Origin of the sequence: Leclercia sp. 1548 (assembly GCF_050435045.1) — a bacterium.
Lineage (GTDB): Bacteria > Pseudomonadota > Gammaproteobacteria > Enterobacterales > Enterobacteriaceae > Enterobacter > Enterobacter adecarboxylatus.
In genome coordinates this window covers 381,123-397,519 of sequence record NZ_JBNDJP010000001.1, presented here as the reverse complement: position 1 = coordinate 397,519, position 16,397 = coordinate 381,123, and the positions used below count along the sequence as shown (strand labels likewise).

21 protein-coding genes and 1 other annotated feature are annotated in these 16,397 nt (G+C 52.7%); of the genes, 16 read left to right on the top strand and 5 right to left on the bottom strand.

What is annotated here, in order from left to right:
* Positions 1-73 precede the first annotated feature (73 nt).
* Positions 74-610: a YniB family protein gene (locus ABIE02_RS02005; RefSeq protein ID WP_117386206.1), complete on the top strand. Its 537-nt coding sequence runs from the start codon at positions 74-76 to the stop codon at positions 608-610.
* A gap of 39 nt (positions 611-649) precedes the next feature.
* On the opposite strand, the gene ABIE02_RS02000 is transcribed toward ABIE02_RS02005, so the two are convergent.
* From ABIE02_RS02000 to pfkB, 3 genes are all read right to left on the bottom strand, one after another.
* Positions 650-1,510, bottom strand: coding sequence for a fructosamine kinase family protein (locus tag ABIE02_RS02000; protein WP_059308155.1), 861 nt, complete (start codon positions 1,508-1,510; stop codon positions 650-652).
* Positions 1,511-1,615: 105 nt separating this feature from the next.
* A complete protein-coding gene (gene ghoS, locus ABIE02_RS01995) occupies positions 1,616-1,906 on the bottom strand; it encodes a type V toxin-antitoxin system endoribonuclease antitoxin GhoS (RefSeq protein WP_032617733.1) in 291 nt (96 codons plus the stop codon).
* Between the two features lie 88 nt (positions 1,907-1,994).
* Positions 1,995-2,927, bottom strand: coding sequence for a 6-phosphofructokinase II (pfkB, locus tag ABIE02_RS01990; protein WP_032617734.1), 933 nt, complete (start codon positions 2,925-2,927; stop codon positions 1,995-1,997).
* Between the two features lie 293 nt (positions 2,928-3,220).
* On the opposite strand from pfkB, the gene ABIE02_RS01985 reads away from it, so the two are divergent.
* A complete protein-coding gene (locus tag ABIE02_RS01985; protein WP_130588989.1) occupies positions 3,221-3,979 on the top strand; it encodes a DUF481 domain-containing protein in 759 nt (252 codons plus the stop codon).
* A gap of 255 nt (positions 3,980-4,234) precedes the next feature.
* Positions 4,235-4,468 (top strand): hypothetical protein, encoded by a 234-nt coding sequence (locus ABIE02_RS01980; RefSeq protein ID WP_032617736.1) that lies wholly within the window; start codon positions 4,235-4,237, stop codon positions 4,466-4,468.
* A 181-nt stretch (positions 4,469-4,649) separates the two neighbouring features.
* On the opposite strand, the gene yniD is transcribed toward ABIE02_RS01980, so the two are convergent.
* Together yniD and yncL are read right to left on the bottom strand one after the other, a co-directional pair.
* Positions 4,650-4,757: a small membrane protein YniD gene (gene yniD, locus ABIE02_RS01975; protein ID WP_098946236.1), complete on the bottom strand. Its 108-nt coding sequence runs from the start codon at positions 4,755-4,757 to the stop codon at positions 4,650-4,652.
* Positions 4,758-4,857: 100 nt separating this feature from the next.
* The gene (gene yncL / locus ABIE02_RS01970; protein WP_072036629.1) at positions 4,858-4,950 is read right to left on the bottom strand and encodes a stress response membrane protein YncL; all 93 of its coding nucleotides are present in this window, start codon (positions 4,948-4,950) and stop codon (positions 4,858-4,860) included.
* Positions 4,951-5,276: 326 nt separating this feature from the next.
* On the opposite strand from yncL, the gene thrS reads away from it, so the two are divergent.
* The 13 genes from thrS to ABIE02_RS01905 all read left to right on the top strand — a co-directional run bounded on the left by thrS (position 5,277) and on the right by ABIE02_RS01905 (position 16,387).
* Positions 5,277-7,205: a threonine--tRNA ligase gene (gene thrS / locus ABIE02_RS01965; RefSeq protein ID WP_032617737.1), complete on the top strand. Its 1,929-nt coding sequence runs from the start codon at positions 5,277-5,279 to the stop codon at positions 7,203-7,205.
* 3 nt (positions 7,206-7,208) lie between these two features.
* Entirely contained in the window at positions 7,209-7,751 is a 543-nt protein-coding gene (gene infC, locus ABIE02_RS01960; RefSeq protein WP_059287945.1) for a translation initiation factor IF-3, read from the top strand.
* A gap of 96 nt (positions 7,752-7,847) precedes the next feature.
* Positions 7,848-8,045 (top strand): 50S ribosomal protein L35, encoded by a 198-nt coding sequence (rpmI, locus tag ABIE02_RS01955; RefSeq protein ID WP_001124225.1) that lies wholly within the window; start codon positions 7,848-7,850, stop codon positions 8,043-8,045.
* A 51-nt stretch (positions 8,046-8,096) separates the two neighbouring features.
* Entirely contained in the window at positions 8,097-8,453 is a 357-nt protein-coding gene (rplT, locus tag ABIE02_RS01950; protein ID WP_032617738.1) for a 50S ribosomal protein L20, read from the top strand.
* Positions 8,454-8,570: 117 nt separating this feature from the next.
* Positions 8,571-8,694, top strand: a sequence feature (Phe leader region).
* On the top strand, positions 8,576-8,620 hold the full coding sequence (gene pheM, locus ABIE02_RS01945; RefSeq protein WP_001386830.1) for a pheST operon leader peptide PheM: 45 nt from the start codon (positions 8,576-8,578) through the stop codon (positions 8,618-8,620). (Overlaps the previous feature by 45 nt.)
* Before the next feature lie 40 nt (positions 8,695-8,734).
* Positions 8,735-9,718: a phenylalanine--tRNA ligase subunit alpha gene (gene pheS / locus ABIE02_RS01940; protein WP_032617740.1), complete on the top strand. Its 984-nt coding sequence runs from the start codon at positions 8,735-8,737 to the stop codon at positions 9,716-9,718.
* Between the two features lie 15 nt (positions 9,719-9,733).
* Positions 9,734-12,121: a phenylalanine--tRNA ligase subunit beta gene (gene pheT / locus ABIE02_RS01935; protein WP_103793160.1), complete on the top strand. Its 2,388-nt coding sequence runs from the start codon at positions 9,734-9,736 to the stop codon at positions 12,119-12,121.
* 4 nt (positions 12,122-12,125) lie between these two features.
* Positions 12,126-12,425, top strand: a complete 300-nt coding sequence (gene ihfA / locus ABIE02_RS01930) for an integration host factor subunit alpha (protein WP_006820203.1) — start codon at positions 12,126-12,128, stop codon at positions 12,423-12,425.
* A 101-nt stretch (positions 12,426-12,526) separates the two neighbouring features.
* The gene (btuC, locus tag ABIE02_RS01925; RefSeq protein WP_059308153.1) at positions 12,527-13,507 is read left to right on the top strand and encodes a vitamin B12 ABC transporter permease BtuC; all 981 of its coding nucleotides are present in this window, start codon (positions 12,527-12,529) and stop codon (positions 13,505-13,507) included.
* Between the two features lie 36 nt (positions 13,508-13,543).
* Positions 13,544-14,095 carry a glutathione peroxidase gene (locus tag ABIE02_RS01920; protein WP_032617746.1) on the top strand — a complete coding sequence of 184 codons (552 nt, stop codon included), beginning with the start codon at positions 13,544-13,546 and terminating at the stop codon, positions 14,093-14,095.
* Positions 14,095-14,850, top strand: a complete 756-nt coding sequence (btuD, locus tag ABIE02_RS01915; RefSeq protein ID WP_032617747.1) for a vitamin B12 ABC transporter ATP-binding protein BtuD — start codon at positions 14,095-14,097, stop codon at positions 14,848-14,850. Before ABIE02_RS01920 ends, btuD begins: the two co-directional genes overlap by 1 nt.
* 71 nt (positions 14,851-14,921) lie before the next feature.
* Positions 14,922-15,386, top strand: coding sequence for an NlpC/P60 family protein (locus ABIE02_RS01910; protein ID WP_032617748.1), 465 nt, complete (start codon positions 14,922-14,924; stop codon positions 15,384-15,386).
* 287 nt (positions 15,387-15,673) lie between these two features.
* Entirely contained in the window at positions 15,674-16,387 is a 714-nt protein-coding gene (locus ABIE02_RS01905; RefSeq protein ID WP_144837686.1) for an EAL domain-containing protein, read from the top strand.
* The last annotated feature ends 10 nt before the right edge of the window (positions 16,388-16,397 follow it).

The window sequence follows — 16,397 nt, the reverse complement described above, 5'->3', positions numbered from 1 at the left end:
CAAAGAACGGGCGAAAATGAGATCCAGCAGGTAGACTTAGCCTCAAAGGATGTATTTTAAAAATGAGGAACCGATGACATATCAACAAGCTGGACGGGTAGCAATACTGAAGATCATCGCCGGATGGATTATTTTTATCCCGGCAGTCATCTCAACCATTATTTCCGTCCTGAAATTTATCTATGACCACAGCGAAAAGCAGGCCGGGATCAATGCCGTGATGCTGGATTTTGCCCATGTCATGATCGAAATGATGCGCTTTAACACGCCGTTTCTGAATTTCTTCTGGTACAACTCTCCGACACCCGACTTCAGGCAGGGCATGAACATTGCCTTCTGGATCATCTTTGCCCTGATCTTTATCGCCCTGGCGTTGCAGGCTTCAGGTGCGCGGATGCGCCGACAGACGCGTCTTATTCGTGAAGGGCTGGAGGCCCAGTTGATTCTGGAGAATGCGAAAGGGGATGAAGGGTTAACGCGCGAACAGATCGAATCGCGTATTGTGGTGCCGAACCACACCATTTTCTTGCAGATTTTCACCCTCTACGTACTGCCGGTGCTGATGATCATCGCCGGGTACTTCCTGTTTTCCCTTCTCGGCCTGTTATAAGTGTACGCCGCCGGGCAATGTAGCCCGGCAGTCTGTACCTTATGCCGCCAGCACGCGATCCAGCGCTTTTTGCGCATTTACCATATGCTCACCGCCAAACAGGATGGCGCGGTTCATCAGGGTATAAAGCTGATACACGGGCTGCCTTTGCAGAAAGTCGGCCGGTAAGGGTGAGATAGACTGATAGCCGTCGTAAATCTGCGGCGGCTGTTCTGGATGTAGCGGCAGCATCGCCAGGTCGCACTCTCTGTCCCCCCAGTAGCAGGCCGGATCAAAGATATAAGGACCGTTTGGACCCAGCGCGCAGTTGTCCGACCATAAATCGCCGTGCAGCAGGGAAGGTTGCGGCTGATGCGAGGCCAGGCGCTGCTGGATATGATCGACAATGGCATCGATGTTGCCGAACTCCAGCCCTTTTTCTGCTGCCAGCTCCAGCTGCCAGCCTATCCGCTGTTCGGCAAAGAAGGTCGACCAGCGTCGTTGCCAGGCGTTGGGTTGGGGAGTAGTGGAAAGGTCGTTGTCAAAATCGAGACCGAACTGCGGCTGATCGCTCCATTGATGCAGACGGGCAATCTGTTGCCCCAGAATAAAGGCATTGTGCGCATCAAGTGGGCGGGCAGGGAGGTAATCCATTACCAGAAAGCTGTAGTCGCGATCGCTGCCGACGGCCCGGACCTGGGGTACGGAGACGGTTTTGCTGCGGGAGAGCAGTTCCAGCTGGTCAGCCTCAGCGGTAAAGATGGGTAAAAGTTCACGTTCATCACATTTCACGAAGAGGTCGCGTCCCGCATAGCGCAGATGCCATGCGGCGTGGATCTCGCCTCCTGGCAGCTCGTTACGCAGTTCAATTTCACCTTCGCCCAGTTGTTCACTTAAAAGATGACTGATAGCCTGCCACATGATCGCTCTCCCATGTTGTCTGCCAGATCATAAAGTTAGCGTGAAACTATGGTCAAAAAACACGAACTAACGCACATCTGCGCCGTTTGGTTGGCCCTGTGGCATTTATTGCTGCTGTTTTTGCCAGTTTTCCCAGCTCGTCACCTCAACCTGCGGCTCTTTTCCGGTGGCGTTCTCTACCAGACCCGTGGCCAGCGCCTTTACCTCATCTTCACTCAATGGGCTAACCAGCCCGTAGGTATGGGTGCCCAGTTCATGCAGGTTGCCGTCCTCGTCAGTCATGGTCAGTAAAAAACCGCCGCGGGTAAGATTGTTATTGATTTCATTGAGTTCCGTCAGTGAGTCTTCATGAATTTTGACGGTTACCACATAGCGAGCGATCTCTCCACTGCTCATAATTCACCTCATTGTTATCACGAAATTTTTTTAGCATAGACGATTCATGTCATTTGTCGCCCTCGCCGGGTAGCCGGGAGGGCAACGATTATGCATTTGTCAGGTATGTAAATATTTTCTGGGTGTCATCCAGCGAGCACAGCCGGGTGCCATGATTGATGGTTGCCGCACTGCCTGCGGCTACGCCGTATTGGGTCATTTCCCGTAAGGACGCGCCTTGCGCCAGCTTCAGTGTCATCGCGCCCACCATGCTGTCACCCGCGCCGACGGTGCTCTGGCTTTTCATGGGGGGTGGCACCACCTGCACCGAGCCGGTTTCATCCACGGCCAGTGCGCCTTGCGGGCCGAGGGACACGACAACCCGCCGGGCTTTGCCGCTCTTCACCAACTCTTCCGCGGCGCTGCGCACGTCATCCGGCTGGCTAAGATCGCGATTGACCAGTGCGCTAAGCTCTTTCTGGTTAGGTTTCACCAGCTCGATGTTGCCAAGGGTCAGCGCGGCGCTGAGGGCCTCCCCGGAGCTGTCAACGATACAGCGGATACCGTTCTGTTGCGCAGCGCGAATCAGCTGCGTCAGCCGTTCGGTTTTGACACCCGGTGGCAGGCTGCCGCTGATAACCAGCAGCGCGCCACTCTCGATGGCCAGCACTTTCTCTTCCAGCTGGCGAAACTCATCTTCGCTCAGGGTCGCGCCGGGCATGACAAAGCGGTACTGCTCGTGTGTGGATTCAACATGTACGTGCAGGTTTTGCCGGGTCCAGTCATGGGATTCAACCGTATCCACGGCGACCTGCTCATCAGCCAGCAGCGAGACGAGGTGTTCGCCCGTCGCGCCGCCAGCGGGAAAGATGGCGGTTGCTTTACCGCCAAGGTGAACAATGGCCCGCGCCACGTTAATCCCGCCGCCACCGGGTTCGAATACCGGCGCGCTGCAGCGGAGTTTACCTTCAGGATAGAGTTGAGCCGTCAGGGTTGCGCTGTCCAGAGAAGGGGAGAGCGTCAACGTAAAGATACGATCCATGCTGATCTCCTGTGATTGAGTATAACCATAAGCCTGGCACCGAACCTGCGGAAGGGAAAGTAAATAACAATATGATTTTCAATATGAATATCGTTACCTACCGTGACTTTTATTTATAAATAACAGGCTGCTTTGAGATCGTTCTTATTCCAAAAATGAAACAAGAAATCATTGCTATGTTATTTGAGCCTTTTTATAATTTGTTACCTTTCGCGGGATCCCATGGCATTGATCCGCAAGAAAGTTTCCGGGACCGTAATGGTCTCTTTTTTTGTTGTACGGACTCTTTATAAATGAAGCTCTTAAAGACAGTACCCGCTGCAATGATGGTAGCGGGAGGCCTGTTTGCGTCACTGCATGCAACAGCCGATGATTCCGTTTTTACTGTCATGGACGATCCCTCCACTGCACAGAAACCTTTCGAAGGTAACCTGAACGCAGGTTATCTGGCGCAATCGGGCAATACCAAAAGCTCTTCCCTGACTGCCGATACCACCATGACCTGGTACGGCAACACCACCGCCTGGTCACTGTGGGGTAACGCCAGCAATACCTCGTCTAACGATGAACGCTCTTCCGAGAAATATGCGGTGGGTGGGCGTAGCCGTTACAACATGACCGACTTTGACTATCTGTTCGGCCAGGCAAGCTGGTTGACTGACCGCTATAACGGTTATCGTCAGCGTGACGTGGCAACAGTGGGTTATGGTCGCCAGTTCCTGAACGGGCCGGTACACAGCTTCCGTTTTGAATTTGGTCCAGGTGTACGTTACGACGAATACACCGACGGCGATACCGAAACACAGCCGCTGGGCTATGCGTCCGGGACTTATGCCTGGCAGATGACCGATAACGCCAAATTTAGCCAGGGCGTTTCTGTCTTCGGTGCTGACGACACGACCGTTAACTCCGAGACGGCGCTGAACGTCGCCATCAACGCCCATTTCGGGTTGAAAGTGGCTTACAACGTGACCTGGAACTCCGAACCGCCAGCATCTGCACCGGAACATACCGATCGCAGAACCACGGTCTCTCTGGGCTACAAAATGTAATCGCAGCGGGTCAATAATATATTGACCCGTTTTTAATTTTTGTGCTGATAAATAATAAACAGTGTTTTAAAATATAGCCGTAGCCGATATCTCCATATTCTCTCCATAATTCACCGGTTTGTTAACATTCAGTTTATTTGACACGAATTGATAAATATTTTGACTATGCAAAAGTGTGATCCAGATCTAAACTATCAGGACAAGCTAGATATTGCCTAAAGTTGGTCTGTATTAATTCAGTAAGAGAAAAACATTATGAATAAAATCACAACTGCATCTGCAGCAATAGTGCTTTCGGCACTGTCATTCGGCGCATTTGCCGCTGATTCTGTATATCACTCTGCCAGTGACACTTCTACACAAATTGGCATCACCAAGGCCTCTGATGTAGAAGCCGGATCGAACATCGCTCCTGGCTCGCAATCCACCGGGCAATCTATGGATGACGCGTTCGACGTGCATAAACTGGTCGCCGGTGAATGGTCTTGATTGATTTATCAAACACGATACATTCATTTATCGGCAGTTATAGCTGCTAAAAAAACCGGGTTTTGATGTACCGGTTTTTTTTATTTTTAAAGTTTATGTAAAGATAATTAAAACGGAAGTTTAAATCCGTTGGGTTCCGCAAAAAAGTAATACCTTTACCGGGCTGAAATGGGTGATAAGATTAACCCCAAAGTATTGCTGCCCAGCGTAATATCAGCAGGGCAGCACAAAGGGTGATTAACACAATCACCATCTTCCAGTATTTTTTAGAAAAGCGTTTTGTCGGCATCTTATCATCCTTGTTCTTTGGTTGCGGTCGTTTACCAAAGAGCAAACATAATTTAGTTTCGCCGGAAGGTTAAAGCGTCAGGCGCTTCCAACATCGAGCGTCAGAACCAGTGAAACTTATCTGCCAGAATCACGAGTAATGCGGTGGCAGAAAGAATGTTAAGGATAACGACTGTTCTGCTGGATACGTTCATAATATGCCCCATAGTGTATTGAAGGACCTGTTCAAGAATAGCTCAGCCACCCGGTATTGCGAGAAGCTGTTTGAAATTCCACGTTAAACTCATGCAAAAGTACTAACACGTTCAATCTGCCCAGAAGGGTGTTTTCACCCAGGCGTTAGTGTTACCATCAACAGGCTGATCGTAAATTGCCATTTTTCTGATTTCGATCCTGTGCATGATTGCGGGCCAATTTGACGATTGTTGGTCAGATGGCTTTGCAATTCACTGTAAATCAAAGATTATTTTCTTTGCATATGCTCTTATGTGTGGGGCATCACTGCAAATAAGGACATAAAATGCCTGTAATTACTCTTCCTGATGGCAGCCAACGCCATTTCGACCGCGCCGTCAGCCCAATGGATGTTGCGCTGGATATCGGCCCGGGTCTGGCGAAAGCCACTATTGCTGGGCGCGTTGACGGTGCGCTGGTTGATGCTTCCGATTTAATTGAAAACGATGCGAAGCTGTCGATCATCACCGCGAAAGACGAAGAAGGTCTGGAGATCATTCGTCACTCGTGCGCTCACCTGCTCGGTCATGCGATCAAGCAGCTGTGGCCTAACACCAAAATGGCTATCGGCCCGGTTATCGACAACGGCTTTTACTATGACGTTGACCTTGACCACACGCTGACCCAGGAAGATATCGAAGCCCTCGAAAAGCGTATGCACGAGTTGGCTGAGAGCAACTACGACGTCATTAAGAAAACAGTGAGCTGGCACGAAGCGCGTGAAACCTTCGTGAAACGTGGTGAAAACTACAAAGTCACTATTCTTGACGAGAACATTGCTCATGATGACAAGCCTGGCTTGTATCATCACCAAGAATACATCGACATGTGCCGTGGACCGCACGTGCCGAACATGCGCTTCTGCCATCACTTCAAGCTGATGAAAACCGCAGGCGCTTACTGGCGTGGCGACAGCAACAATAAAATGTTGCAGCGCATCTATGGTACCGCCTGGGCTGACAAAAAAGCCCTGAACGCGTACCTGCAGCGCCTGGAAGAAGCGGCGAAGCGTGACCACCGTAAAATCGGGAAACAACTCGACCTGTATCATATGCAGGAAGAAGCGCCGGGTATGGTCTTCTGGCACAACGACGGCTGGACTATCTTCCGTGAACTGGAAACTTTCGTGCGTTCCAAGCTGAAAGCGTACCAGTATCAGGAAGTGAAAGGCCCGTTCATGATGGACCGTGTGCTGTGGGAAAAAACCGGCCACTGGGACAACTACAAAGATGCGATGTTCACCACCTCTTCAGAGAACCGTGAATACTGCATCAAGCCAATGAACTGCCCGGGTCACGTTCAGATCTTTAACCAGGGTCTGAAATCCTATCGCGATCTGCCGCTACGTATGGCAGAGTTCGGTAGCTGTCACCGTAACGAGCCATCAGGCGCGCTGCACGGTCTGATGCGTGTTCGTGGCTTTACGCAGGATGATGCGCATATCTTCTGTACTGAAGATCAGGTGCGTGATGAAGTTAACGCCTGTATTCGTATGGTCTACGATATGTACAGCACCTTTGGCTTCGAGAAGATCGTAGTCAAACTCTCAACGCGCCCGGAAAAACGTATCGGGAGCGATGAGACCTGGGATCGTGCTGAGGCGGATCTCGCTGTAGCGCTGGAAGAAAACGGCATTCCGTTTGAATACCAGTTGGGCGAGGGCGCATTCTACGGTCCGAAAATTGAATTTACCCTGTATGACTGTCTCGATCGTGCATGGCAGTGCGGTACTGTACAGCTGGACTTCTCCCTGCCGCAGCGTTTAAGCGCCTCTTATGTGGGCGAAGATAACGAGCGTCAGGTACCGGTAATGATTCACCGTGCTATCCTCGGTTCACTGGAGCGCTTCATCGGCATCCTGACCGAAGAGTTTGCTGGCTTCTTCCCAACCTGGCTTGCGCCAGTGCAGGTTGTAGTGATGAACATTACCGATTCTCAGGCTGATTACGTTAAAGAATTGACGCAGAAACTACAAAATGCGGGCATTCGCGTAAAAGCAGACTTGAGAAATGAGAAGATTGGCTTTAAAATCCGCGAGCACACTTTACGTCGTGTCCCGTATATGTTGGTCTGTGGTGATAAAGAGGTGGAAGCAGGCAAAGTTGCCGTTCGCACCCGCCGTGGTAAAGACCTGGGCAGCCTGGACGTAAATGAAGTGATTGAGAAGCTGCAACAAGAGATTCGCAGCCGCAGTCTTCAACAACTGGAGGAATAAGGTATTAAAGGCGGAAAACGAGTTCAAACGGCACGTCCGAATCGTATCAATGGCGAGATTCGCGCCCAGGAAGTTCGCTTAACAGGTCTGGAAGGCGAACAGCTGGGGATTGTGAGTCTGAGAGAAGCAATCGAAAAGGCTGAAGAAGCTGGAGTAGATTTAGTTGAAATCAGCCCTAACGCCGAACCGCCAGTTTGTCGTATCATGGACTACGGCAAGTTCCTTTATGAAAAGAGTAAGTCTTCTAAGGAACAGAAGAAGAAACAAAAAGTTATCCAGGTTAAGGAAATTAAATTCCGTCCTGGTACCGACGATGGCGATTATCAGGTAAAACTCCGCAGCCTGATTCGCTTTCTGGAAGATGGCGATAAGGCCAAGATCACGCTGCGTTTCCGCGGTCGTGAGATGGCCCACCAACAGATCGGCATGGAAGTGCTTAACCGCGTCCGTGAAGATCTGAGTGAACTGGCAGTAGTCGAATCCTTCCCTACGAAGATCGAAGGCCGCCAGATGATCATGGTGCTCGCTCCTAAGAAGAAACAGTAGGCCTTCAAGTAGCAATTCCTGTGGAGCCGACAGGCTTCGCAGGTTTTGTTCGCCTGGGTTTCGTTTATTTAACAATGCGAAGTGGAAGTTATTAAGATGCCAAAAATTAAGACCGTACGCGGTGCTGCTAAGCGCTTCAAAAAAACCGGTAAAGGTGGTTTTAAGCACAAGCACGCAAACCTGCGTCACATTCTGACTAAGAAAGCTACCAAGCGTAAACGTCACCTGCGTCCGAAAGCCATGGTTTCTAAAGGCGATCTGGGTCTGGTTATCGCGTGCCTGCCGTACGCATAAGTCGTAAACGTTTTTTAACTTTTTAATTAGAATAGATACAGGAGAGCACATATGGCTCGCGTAAAACGTGGTGTAGTTGCCCGCGCACGTCACAAGAAAATTTTGAAACAAGCCAAAGGCTACTACGGTGCGCGTTCACGCGTATACCGCGTTGCCTTCCAGGCAGTTATCAAAGCTGGTCAGTACGCTTACCGTGACCGTCGTCAACGTAAGCGTCAGTTCCGTCAACTGTGGATTGCGCGTATCAACGCAGCAGCACGTCAGAACGGTATTTCTTACAGCAAATTCATCAACGGCCTGAAAAAAGCCTCTGTTGAAATCGACCGTAAGATCCTGGCTGACATCGCAGTATTCGACAAAGTAGCGTTCACCGCTCTGGTCGAAAAAGCGAAAGCAGCTCTGGCATAAGCCAGTTGAAAGAGGGAGCTAGTCTCCCTCTTTTCGTTTCAACAGTATCAAAACATTGACAATTTTCCGGCGACCCTTTTCAATAAGGCGTTAGGTCCCTTACCACACAAGGTAATGCAAGCATGAATGCTGCTATTTTCCGCTTCTTCTTTTACTTTAGCACCTGATTTCAGGAGGCTAGCGCGTGAAAGACGAAACGGAAAACAGCGCCAGAAAGCCTCCTGATGGAGGCTTTTTTCGTATCTGCCGCTTGTAAATATCGCTACATAACGAGGAAAACCATGTCACATCTCGCAGAGCTGGTTGCCAGTGCAACGGCCGCCATTAACCAGGCCTCAGATGTTGCCGCGTTAGACAATGTCCGCGTCGAATATCTGGGCAAGAAAGGGCACCTGACCCTTCAAATGACTACCCTGCGTGAGTTGCCGCCAGAAGAGCGCCCGGCTGCAGGTGCGGTGATTAACGAAGCCAAAGAGCAGGTGCAGCAAGTGCTGAACGAGCGTAAAAACGCGCTGGAAAGCGCCGCGCTGAACGCCCGTCTGGCTGCTGAAACCATCGATGTCTCCCTGCCGGGACGCCGTATCGAGAATGGTGGGCTGCACCCGGTCACCCGCACTATCGACCGTATTGAAAGTTTCTTCGGTGAGCTCGGCTTTACCGTGGCGACCGGCCCGGAAATCGAAGACGATTACCATAACTTCGATGCCCTGAATATCCCAGGCCACCACCCGGCACGTGCTGACCACGACACTTTCTGGTTTGATGCGACCCGCCTGCTGCGTACCCAGACCTCTGGCGTGCAAATTCGTACTATGAAGGAGCAAGCGCCGCCGATCCGCATCATCGCGCCTGGTCGCGTCTATCGTAACGACTACGACCAGACCCACACCCCAATGTTCCATCAGATGGAAGGGCTGATCGTTGATAAAAACATCAGCTTCACCAACCTGAAGGGCACGTTGCACGATTTCCTGAACAACTTCTTTGAGGAAGATCTGCAGGTTCGTTTCCGTCCGTCCTACTTCCCGTTCACCGAACCGTCTGCAGAAGTTGACGTGATGGGTAAAAACGGCAAATGGCTGGAAGTGCTGGGCTGCGGCATGGTGCACCCGAACGTGCTGCGTAACGTCGGTATTGATCCGGAAGTCTACTCCGGCTTTGCGTTTGGCATGGGGATGGAACGTCTGACCATGCTGCGCTATGGCGTGACCGACTTACGCGCATTCTTCGAAAACGATCTGCGTTTCCTCAAACAGTTTAAATAAGGGCAGGACAGAACAATGAAATTCAGTGAACTGTGGTTACGCGAATGGGTAAACACCGAGCTGGACAGCGAGGCGCTCTCTAACCAGATCACCATGGCTGGCCTGGAAGTAGACGGCGTAGAGCCAGTTGCAGGCACCTTTAACGGCGTGGTTATCGGTGAGGTTGTGGAGTGCGGTCAGCACCCGAACGCAGACAAACTGCGTGTCACAAAAGTTAACGTGGGCGGCGAACGTCTGCTCGATATCGTCTGCGGCGCAGCAAACTGCCGTCAGGGCCTGAAAGTGGCTGTGGCAACTGTGGGTGCGGTGCTGCCGGGTGATTTCAAAATTAAAGCGGCGAAACTGCGCGGCGAGCCGTCTGAAGGCATGCTGTGCTCCTTCTCCGAGTTGGGTATTTCCGACGATCACTCCGGCATCATTGAGCTGCCAGCGGACGCCCCGATTGGCACCGACCTGCGCGACTACCTGAACCTTGATGACAACACCATCGAAATCAGCGTCACCCCGAACCGTGCCGACTGCCTGGGCATCATCGGTGTTGCCCGCGACGTGGCGGTCCTGAACCAGACCGAACTGAACGCGCCTGAAATCGCGCCAGTGGCGGCCACCATTACTGACACGCTGCCGATTCAGGTTGAAGCCGTTGACGCCTGTCCGCGCTACCTGGGCCGCGTAGTGAAGGGTATCAACGTTAAGGCGCCAACGCCGCTGTGGATGAAAGAGAAGCTTCGTCGTTGCGGTATCCGTTCCATCGATGCCGTTGTTGACGTGACTAACTACGTCCTGCTGGAGCTGGGGCAGCCGATGCACGCGTTCGATAAAGATCGTATCGAAGGCGGTATCGTCGTGCGTATGGCGAAAGAGGGTGAAACTCTGGTCCTGCTGGACGGCAGCGAAGCCAAACTGAATGCCGACACCCTGGTGATTGCCGATCACGGCAAAGCCCTGGCGATGGGCGGGATCTTCGGGGGCGACCACTCCGGCGTGAACGATGAAACCCAGAACGTGCTGCTGGAGTGTGCCTTCTTCAGCCCGCTGTCCATTACCGGTCGCGCGCGTCGTCATGGTCTGCATACCGATGCTTCTCACCGCTATGAGCGCGGCGTGGATCCAGCTCTGCAATATAAAGCGATGGAGCGCGCGACCCGCCTGCTGATCGATATCTGTGGCGGCGAAGCTGGCCCGGTCATTGATGTCACCAGCGAGGCGCATCTGCCGAAGCCTGCGACCATCACCCTGCGTCGTAGCAAGCTGGACCGCCTGATTGGCCATCACATTGCCGATGCGCAGGTGAGCGACATTCTGCGTCGTCTGGGCTGTGACGTCACCGAAGGCCAGGACGAGTGGACAGCCGTTGCGCCGAGCTGGCGTTTCGATATGGAGATCGAAGAAGATCTGGTGGAAGAAGTTGCCCGTGTCTACGGCTACAACAACATTCCTGATGAGCCGGTGCAGGCTGGGTTGGTGATGGGTTCCCATCGTGAAGCGGATCTGTCTCTGAAGCGTGTGAAAACCATGCTCAACGACAAAGGTTACCAGGAAGTGATCACCTACAGTTTCGTTGACCCGAAAGTGCAGCAGCTGATCCACCCGGGCCAGGAAGCGTTGATCCTGCCAAGCCCAATCTCCAGCGAAATGTCAGCCATGCGTCTGTCGCTGCTGCCAGGCCTGCTCAGCACCATCGTCTACAACCAGAACCGTCAGCAGAGCCGCGTACGTATTTTCGAAACCGGCCTGCGCTTTGTGCCGGACACCCAGGCTAACCTCGGCATTCGTCAGGATCTGATGCTGGCAGGGGCTATCTGCGGCAACCGCTATGAAGAGCACTGGGACCTGAGTAAAAACAGTGTCGATTTCTACGACCTGAAAGGCGATCTGGAATCCGTACTCGACCTGACCGGTAAATTGTCTGAAATTGAGTTCCGTGCTGAGGCCATTCCGGCCCTGCATCCGGGCCAATGTGCCGCGATTTATCTGAAAGGTGAACGCGTTGGTTTCATTGGTGTTGTGCATCCAGAGCTGGAACGCAAACTGGATCTCAACGGCCGCACACTGGCGTTTGAACTGGAGTGGAACAAGGTCGCAGACCGCGTCATTCCTCAGGCTCAGGACGTTTCTCGCTTCCCGGCAAACCGTCGTGATATCGCCGTTGTGGTGGCCGAAAATGTGCCTGCCGCAGATATTTTGGCCGAATGTAAGAAAGTTGGCGTAAATCAGGTAGTTGGCGTAAACTTATTTGACGTGTACCGCGGCAAGGGCGTAGCAGAGGGCTTTAAGAGCCTGGCTATCAGCCTGATCCTTCAGGATACCAGCCGTACACTCGAAGAAGAGGAGATTGCCGCTACCGTTGCCAAATGTGTAGAGGCATTAAAAGAGCGATTCCAGGCATCATTGAGGGATTGAACCTATGGCGCTTACAAAAGCTGAAATGTCCGAATATCTGTTTGATAAGCTTGGGCTTAGCAAACGGGATGCCAAAGAGCTGGTTGAGCTGTTTTTCGAAGAGATCCGTCGCGCTCTGGAAAATGGTGAGCAGGTAAAACTCTCCGGCTTTGGTAACTTTGATTTGCGCGACAAGAATCAACGTCCGGGTCGTAACCCGAAGACGGGTGAGGATATTCCCATTACAGCCCGCCGCGTGGTGACCTTCAGACCCGGCCAGAAGTTAAAGAGCCGTGTCGAAAACGCTTCACCCAAAGCAGAGTGATATGATCTAACCAAAAAGGCCGCTTATGCGGCCTTTTTTCTTTGCGCTGCTATAAACCCACCGTAAAATCAGAGACATCATTCACCCGCAAAATGACTTCGATGCCCGAATTTGCCCGTCAGCAGTACCGATCCAATCTGCGTAAATTGCTCGCGCTCATACTGGCGCTCGTTATCGCCCTGGGATTGAGCCTTTGCGCGGGCGATCTGTGGATTGGCCCTGAGGCGTGGTTCACTCCCCGGGGGGAGCTGTTTATCTGGCAAATCCGTCTGCCGCGTACTCTGGCTGTGGTGCTGGTGGGCGCAGCGCTGGCGCTCAGCGGGACGATCATGCAGGCGCTGTTCGATAATCCGCTGGCCGAGCCCGGCTTATTAGGCGTATCGAACGGTGCCGGGGTAGGGCTGATTGCCGCCGTGATGCTCGGCGGCGGGGCGATGTCGGGCTGGAGCTTAAGCCTCTGCGCCATCGCCGGCGCGTTGATCATTACCCTTATTTTGCTGCGTTTTGCCCGCCGTCATCTCTCCGTGAGCCGCCTGCTGCTTGCCGGCGTGGCGCTGGGTATCATCTGTAGCGCCCTGATGACCTGGGCGGTCTATTTCTCTACCGCCTTTGATCTGCGCCAGTTGATGTACTGGATGATGGGAGGCTTTGGCGGCGTGGACTGGGGGCAGGGCTGGCTGATGCTGCTACTGTTACCGGCCATCGTCTGGGCCTGCTTTCAGGCACCCCCGTTAAATATTCTGGTGCTGGGAGAGATTTCGGCCCGCCAGCTCGGCCTGCCGCTCACCTTCTGGCGCAACACGCTGGTGGTCGCCATCGGCTGGATGGTGGGTGTGAGCGTGGCCCTGGCCGGTGCGATTGGCTTTATCGGCCTTGTCATTCCCCATATGCTACGTTTGTGTGGTATTACCGATCACCGGCTGTTATTGCCTGCTGCGGCGGTAACAGGCGGCGCAGCGTTGCTTTTCGCTGATATCATCGCGCGCCTCGCGCTCAACGCCGCAGAGCTGCCCATTGGGGTAGTGACCGCCACGCTGGGCGCACCCGTGTTTATCTGGCTACTCTTAAAAGCCGGACGTTAAGTACAGCCCATCTGAACCACAACCTGAGAGAATGCTATGCCGAACGATATTCTGAACACCGAAGTAACGACCATTGATGGCAAAACCACCACCCTGGAAGAGTACAAAGGCAAGGTGCTGCTGGTAGTGAACGTGGCATCGAAATGCGGCCTGACGCCGCAATATGAGCAGCTCGAAAATATCCATAAAGCCTGGGAAAAAGACGGTTTTACCGTGCTCGGCTTCCCGTGCAACCAGTTTCTCGGCCAGGAGCCAGGTAGCGAAGAGGAGATCAAAACCTTCTGTAGCACCACTTATGGCATCACCTTCCCGATGTTCAGCAAAATCGAGGTGAATGGCGACGCACGTCATCCGCTGTATCAAAAATTGATTGCCGCCGCACCTGTCGCGGTCGCCCCTGAAAGCAGCGGTTTTTATGAGCGTCTGGCGAGCAAAGGCCGCGCGCCGCTCTATCCTGATGACATCTTATGGAATTTCGAAAAATTCCTGATTGGCCGCGATGGTGAAGTGGTACAGCGTTTTGCGCCAGATATGACCCCTGAGGATCCGATCCTGATGGAAGCGATCAAGCTGGCCCTCGCGAAGTAATGTCGATGTTGATGCAGCTGGATGGGGTGACGGAACACGGGCGTCTGCAACCGCTTTCCGCCCAGGTGAATGCGGGGGAGATCCTGCACCTGGTCGGCCCGAACGGGGCAGGTAAAAGCACATTGCTGTCACGTATGGCCGGGCTGAGTGCCGGGCAGGGCGACATCCTGTTACAGGGCGAGTCGCTTTCCCGGTGGTCCTCCGCGTCGCTGGCCTGCCGCAGGGCGTACCTGGCGCAGCAGCAAACCGCGCCATTCGCTATGCCGGTCTGGCACTATCTGACGCTGCATCAGTACGACAGTCAGCAGAAAACGCTGCTGGAAGAGGTGGCGGCAGCGTTGGGTATTGAGGATAAGCTGCCGCGCCACGTCAGCCAGCTCTCCGGCGGTGAGTGGCAGCGCGTGCGGCTGGCTGCCGTGATCCTGCAAATTCACCCTGGCGGCAACCCGCACGGCCAGCTATTGTTGCTGGACGAGCCGATGAACAGCCTCGACGTCGCTCAGCAGGTGGCGCTCGACAGGCTGTTAAGCGCACTGTCACGCCAGGGGATTGCGGTGGTTATGAGCAGCCACGATCTGAACCATACGCTGCGCCATGCCCATCGCGTCTGGCTGCTGAAAAGGGGCCAGTTGATCGCCAGCGGCACCCGCGATAGCGTGCTGACGCCGCCGAATCTGGCTAAAGCGTATGACATGTCCTTCCGTCGACTGGATATCGAAGGTCACAGAATGATCATTTCGACATCACAGGAATAAGCGCTTATTGCGTAGCGGCATATTCACAGGCTAAATTACGGAAAGCATAAAAATCAGAGGATTCGTCAGGAATGCGATTCTGTTTTCTCCTTGTGGCCGCGCTATTTCTTGCAGGATGCAGTAGCCATCGCGCACCGCCGCCCAATCCGCGGCTGTCTGATTCTATCGCCGTGATTGCAGGCCTGAACGATCAGCTCCATAACTGGGGCGGTACGCCTTATCGCTACGGCGGCATGACGCGCCGTGGGATTGATTGTTCAGGATTTGTGCTGCTCACATTCCGCGACCAGTTTGCGCTACAGTTACCACGCGAAACTCGCCAGCAGGCAACTATCGGCACCGAAATTAATAAGGATGAGCTGCTTCCGGGCGATCTGGTTTTCTTCAAAACCGGCTCCGGCGAAAGCGGGTTGCATGTCGGGATATACGACACCGACGATCAGTTTATTCATGCCTCGACCAGCCGTGGCGTCGTGCGTTCCTCCCTCAATAATGTCTACTGGCGTAAAAATTTCTGGCAAGCCCGACGCATTTAACCCTGTCGCGCCGCCCGGCGCGACACTCTTTTCATCCGTATAGGCTATTCATTAGCGTGGTTTAATAGTTAAAGATTAGTTAGCGGATGAATTAATTTGATGCAATTCTGATGATTCGCGACAACTGGCTATTAAGCCGTATCCAGGATAAGATTATTTCAGGACTAAGGAAATTCCGAATATTAAATGGAACGAATGAAATTAATCTTATTAAAATCCATAACGTTGAATTGCTTCAGCATATGTTTCAGGATGTCATGTATCGTCTTTAAACCGGGTCGGACGCCATGATTGTGATGCTGGATATTGCTTATCAGTCTGAATTGTTATTACTCCCTGCACGACAAGATACAGGGGCGCTTATAGGCATTGAAATAGTCGTTAACTTTGTCGGCGTGGATAACCAGGTGCGCATTCCGACCGAACTCGTGCGCCCCTACCTCACCCCCGAGCAAGAGCTGATGCTGTTTCAGGAGCAGTTAGCAATGCTCGACAGCTGCAAACTCTTTTTTATTCAGCAGCAGCTCACGGCATGGATAAATATCTCTCCAGCCATCGTTGAATACCTGTTAATGGGTGAAAACGGTGTTGCGATATGTGAACAACATCCGTGGCTGGAGTTCTGCATTAATGAGAATTATCCTGATCTCAATAAAGGGAATATGAATTCCACCCTGATGGACTTTGCCCTGCGTTTTCCGCTGATACTGGGCAATTTCGGTGCCGGAGATGCCTCCACCAAAGCCATTTTTGATGGCATGTTTAAACGTGTGGCGCTGGATAAAAACTTCATTCAGCAGCATTTAACAGATAATACATTCGAACTCTTATTACGGGCGATAATGACCCAGGTTTCACCCTACTGTCAGTCATTGATGGTCGCGGGTGTGGACGATGACATTGCCCTGCAACGGCTGTCTACATTTGGCTTTAGTGCCATGCAGGGCGGTTTGTGGCCTGCCGTTCCCCTTGAGCGCATTACCACCCTGGTACAGGGATAACCCTTTTCTT

Excerpts from the sequence above, each read along its gene's own strand:
- ABIE02_RS02005 (WP_117386206.1), top strand. The coding sequence starts at position 74 with ATGACATATCAACAAGCTGGACGGGTAGCAATACTGAAGATCATCGCC.
- ABIE02_RS02000 (WP_059308155.1), bottom strand. The coding sequence starts at position 1,510 with ATGTGGCAGGCTATCAGTCATCTTTTAAGTGAACAACTGGGCGAAGGT.
- ghoS (WP_032617733.1), bottom strand. The coding sequence starts at position 1,906 with ATGAGCAGTGGAGAGATCGCTCGCTATGTGGTAACCGTCAAAATTCAT.
- pfkB (WP_032617734.1), bottom strand. The coding sequence starts at position 2,927 with ATGGATCGTATCTTTACGTTGACGCTCTCCCCTTCTCTGGACAGCGCA.
- ABIE02_RS01985 (WP_130588989.1), top strand. The coding sequence starts at position 3,221 with ATGAAGCTCTTAAAGACAGTACCCGCTGCAATGATGGTAGCGGGAGGC.
- ABIE02_RS01980 (WP_032617736.1), top strand. The coding sequence starts at position 4,235 with ATGAATAAAATCACAACTGCATCTGCAGCAATAGTGCTTTCGGCACTG.
- yniD (WP_098946236.1), bottom strand. The coding sequence starts at position 4,757 with ATGCCGACAAAACGCTTTTCTAAAAAATACTGGAAGATGGTGATTGTG.
- yncL (WP_072036629.1), bottom strand. The coding sequence starts at position 4,950 with ATGAACGTATCCAGCAGAACAGTCGTTATCCTTAACATTCTTTCTGCC.
- thrS (WP_032617737.1), top strand. The coding sequence starts at position 5,277 with ATGCCTGTAATTACTCTTCCTGATGGCAGCCAACGCCATTTCGACCGC.
- rpmI (WP_001124225.1), top strand. The coding sequence starts at position 7,848 with ATGCCAAAAATTAAGACCGTACGCGGTGCTGCTAAGCGCTTCAAAAAA.
- rplT (WP_032617738.1), top strand. The coding sequence starts at position 8,097 with ATGGCTCGCGTAAAACGTGGTGTAGTTGCCCGCGCACGTCACAAGAAA.
- pheS (WP_032617740.1), top strand. The coding sequence starts at position 8,735 with ATGTCACATCTCGCAGAGCTGGTTGCCAGTGCAACGGCCGCCATTAAC.
- pheT (WP_103793160.1), top strand. The coding sequence starts at position 9,734 with ATGAAATTCAGTGAACTGTGGTTACGCGAATGGGTAAACACCGAGCTG.
- ihfA (WP_006820203.1), top strand. The coding sequence starts at position 12,126 with ATGGCGCTTACAAAAGCTGAAATGTCCGAATATCTGTTTGATAAGCTT.
- btuC (WP_059308153.1), top strand. The coding sequence starts at position 12,527 with ATGCCCGAATTTGCCCGTCAGCAGTACCGATCCAATCTGCGTAAATTG.
- ABIE02_RS01920 (WP_032617746.1), top strand. The coding sequence starts at position 13,544 with ATGCCGAACGATATTCTGAACACCGAAGTAACGACCATTGATGGCAAA.
- btuD (WP_032617747.1), top strand. The coding sequence starts at position 14,095 with ATGTCGATGTTGATGCAGCTGGATGGGGTGACGGAACACGGGCGTCTG.
- ABIE02_RS01910 (WP_032617748.1), top strand. The coding sequence starts at position 14,922 with ATGCGATTCTGTTTTCTCCTTGTGGCCGCGCTATTTCTTGCAGGATGC.
- ABIE02_RS01905 (WP_144837686.1), top strand. The coding sequence starts at position 15,674 with ATGATTGTGATGCTGGATATTGCTTATCAGTCTGAATTGTTATTACTC.